This is a genomic window from Synechococcus sp. H55.9 (genome assembly GCF_047462355.1).
In the GTDB taxonomy this organism is placed as follows: Bacteria; Cyanobacteriota; Cyanobacteriia; order Thermostichales; family Thermostichaceae; genus Thermostichus.
The window spans coordinates 1-2913 of record NZ_JANSJB010000013.1 but is presented as its reverse complement, the minus strand read 5'-3'; the positions used below and the strand labels follow the sequence as shown (position 1 = coordinate 2913).

Sequence of the window (2913 nt, the reverse complement as noted above, 5' to 3'; positions counted from 1 at the left end):
AGCTACTCGTCGCCGATGATTTCCGGCTCAGTCAGTTCATCCGACATCTCGATGACGGCGCGGCGGATGGGCTTCATCCAGCCATCTTCCAGATCGTCGGGATCGTCGTAGCGACGGCGCTTGGCCCGGTTGGCCACCTGTACTGTGATGCGGTAGCGATTTTTGGAGGCGTTGATCAGAGCCTCTACCCGACGCATCAGCTCGTCGTTGTCGATAGCCAGTTGATGCTTGCGTGGGGCCATCATCGCAGTTTTAACCTTGGCATCTATTGTTACAGGGGATCCTGATTTTAGCAGAGAACCGGCCAATCCTTCCCTTGCTCAGCGCCCGACCGACTTACGCACTGCGATCAAGCTGCTGCCGGTGCCCAGAAAAACCCCCATCCCCAACAGCAGCAGCGGCAAGAACCAAAACTCCAGTTGGCCGGGATCCGCCTGCATCACCTTGAGAAAGGGCAAGGCGATCAACCGCTCCAGCACCTCCTGCAGCAACTGTCGGGATCCCAGAACCAAGCCCCAAGCCCCTAGCGCGCTGATCACCCCGAACAGGCAGCCCTGCAAAATAAAGGGCAAGTAAATCCAAGCTGCCGTTGCCCCCACCAGTTGCATCACCTCGATCTCCCGCCGCCGCGCCATGACGATCAGCCGAATGGTGGTGGTGATCACAGCCACCGCCGTCAGGGCCAACACCCCGGTGATGCCCAGGGATCCCAGCCGCAGCATCTCCTGAATTTGGGCCAGTTGTTCCACGATGCGGCTGCCGTAGTACACCTCGTCTACCCCTTCCAATTGGCGAATCTGTGCCGCCACCTCCCCCAGGGCTTCGGCGGAATCCGCCTTGACCCGCAGGGCATCCACCAAAGGGTTCTCCCCCAACTGGGTTTCCATCGCCGCCTCATCCTGGATCCCCATCTCGATGAGGAGGGTGCGCCAAGCTTGGTCTTTGGTGATGACCTTCACCGCCACCACGTGGGGCAATTGGGCGACCTGGGGCTGCAACTCCACCCCTTGGCGTTCCGGCTCCAGATAGACGGAGATCTCCAGTTGCTCCCCCAGGGATCGCACCGTCGCATCCACCCCCCAAGACAGCTCCACGCCGATCCCCACCAAAAACAGCAACACCAGCAGGGTGCTCACCGCCGCCCAGTTCAGCCAGCCTCCCCGCCGCAACCCCAAAAAAGTCTCTTGCAGGAGATAGCGAATCTTGTTGAGAAATCGGGAGAGAGATTGCATGCTGTTTACCGCCCAACACTGCCAGTAAACCCAATCTTCGGGATTCCCGCCCTATGCAGCGCCTCAGCGCAGATCATACAGGCGTCCTCCTTCCATGCGCACCACCCGGTGGCCGGCCCGCTCCACCAGATGGGGGTCGTGGCTGGTCATGATGACAGTCACCCCAAAAGAATTGAGCCGCTCCAAAATCTGGAGAACCAAGAGCGAGTTTTCCGGATCCAGGTTCCCCGTCGGCTCGTCTGCCAGCAGCAGCACCGGCATGTTAACAATGGCACGGGCCAGGCTGAGGCGCTGCTGTTCTCCTCCCGAAAGCTCATGGGGAAAGCGATCCCGCTTTTCGGTCAGCCCCACCATCTTCAAAGTCGGCCCGATGCGGCGGCGGATTTCGGCGGGGGACAGCCCTTGGGCGCGCAGCACAAAGGCCACATTTTCCGCCAGGGTGCGGTTGGCCAACAGGCGATAGTCTTGAAAGACCACCCCCAAGCGCCGCCGCAGCATCGCCAGCGGACGGGGTGGAATGCGGTAGGGCCGCCGCCCTTCCGAAGAACATAGGCACACCTGATCCACCACAACCGTGCCCTCGGTGGCCTGTTCGTCCCCGTAGAGCAGTCGCAAGAGGGTGGACTTGCCCGCTCCCGACACGCCGGTAACAAACACGAACTCGCCGCGGCGCACCTCCAGGTTCACATCCTGAAAAATCAAGTTGCCGTTGGGGAAGACCTTGCTCACGCCCCGCAGGGACACCATGCTGGCTGGGGCCTGCAAAGATCCCGGCTGGGTGCTGCTGTACAAGCTCAAGGGGGCCAGATGAGGAGTGGGAGCTGTACCGGCCCAACGGTGAACGCGAGGGGAATAGCCGATGTGCTGACCAAGCATCATAAGGAAGCGCCTACAAAAGAGGAAGACGAGGAAGCGCCGGCAGGCTAGGGGCGCCAGCGAGAAGCGGGATCCCACAGCACCCGCCAGGCAAACCTGGGCAAAGCCAACATGCGTCGCCAGCGCCAAGGTTCCTGATAGAGACGATACAACCATTCCAGGTGATGGTCACGCCACCAGCGGGGGGCTCGCCGTTTTTGGCCGGCCCAAATGTCGAAGCTGCCCCCCACCCCCATCCAGATGGCCTGGGGCAAGAGGCTGCGCCATCTCTGGATCCACAGCTCCTGGCGCGGGGAGCCCAGCCCCACCCACACCAGTTGCGGCTGGAAGTCCTGGAGAGTGTGCAGCAGGTTTTCTTCCTCGGCAGGGGAGAAGTAGCCGTGGTAGCCCCAAATGGACAGAGAGGGAAAGCAAGCGTGCCAATGTTGAATCGCTGCCCGGTTGACTTCCGGCCTTCCCCCCACCAAGGCCAAGCGCCACCCCCGTTCTGCCGCCAGCGCGATCAGGGCTTCGGCCAGCTCGATCCCCGGCACCCGCTGGACGCGGATCCCCTGCCGCCGCAAAGCCCACACCACCCCCGCCCCATCTGGGATCACCAGCTCTGCTCGTTGTAGCACCTGGGCAAAGGCCGGATCCCGCTGCGCCTGCATGATCATCTCTGGGTTACAAGTAACCACCTGGGCGCCCTGCCTCTCCTGAATACGCGCCTCGATCCAGGTGGCATAGCTCTGTAGACTGGCTTCTGGCAGAGCCAGGTGTAGGTTCACACCCAGAATTGAATGGCTTGCTAACGACACCACCACCG

At 61.7% G+C, this 2913-nt stretch carries 4 protein-coding genes; all 4 read right to left on the bottom strand.

Annotation, left to right across the window (positions count from 1 at the left end; translation table 11 throughout):
* Nucleotides 1–2: 2 nt before the first annotated feature.
* The 4 genes from NW857_RS03275 to NW857_RS03260 all read right to left on the bottom strand — a co-directional run bounded on the left by NW857_RS03275 (nt 3) and on the right by NW857_RS03260 (nt 2911).
* Nucleotides 3–242 (bottom strand): DNA-directed RNA polymerase subunit omega, encoded by a 240-nt coding sequence (locus tag NW857_RS03275; protein WP_414333373.1) that lies wholly within the window; start codon nt 240–242, stop codon nt 3–5.
* A gap of 78 nt (nt 243–320) precedes the next feature.
* A complete protein-coding gene (locus tag NW857_RS03270) occupies nt 321–1232 on the bottom strand; it encodes a cell division protein FtsX (RefSeq protein WP_414333364.1) in 912 nt (303 codons plus the stop codon).
* 63 nt (nt 1233–1295) lie between these two features.
* Nucleotides 1296–2111 carry a cell division ATP-binding protein FtsE gene (locus tag NW857_RS03265; RefSeq protein ID WP_414333366.1) on the bottom strand — a complete coding sequence of 272 codons (816 nt, stop codon included), beginning with the start codon at nt 2109–2111 and terminating at the stop codon, nt 1296–1298.
* Between the two features lie 44 nt (nt 2112–2155).
* Entirely contained in the window at nt 2156–2911 is a 756-nt protein-coding gene (locus tag NW857_RS03260) for a WecB/TagA/CpsF family glycosyltransferase (RefSeq protein ID WP_414333367.1), read from the bottom strand.
* Between the last annotated feature and the right edge of the window lie 2 nt (nt 2912–2913).

Bases quoted from the DNA above. Each gene is read 5' to 3' on its own strand.
- NW857_RS03270 (WP_414333364.1), bottom strand. From the start codon at position 1,232: ATGCAATCTCTCTCCCGATTTCTCAACAAGATTCGCTATCTCCTGCAA.
- NW857_RS03275 (WP_414333373.1), bottom strand. From the start codon at position 242: ATGGCCCCACGCAAGCATCAACTGGCTATCGACAACGACGAGCTGATG.
- NW857_RS03265 (WP_414333366.1), bottom strand. From the start codon at position 2,111: ATGATGCTTGGTCAGCACATCGGCTATTCCCCTCGCGTTCACCGTTGG.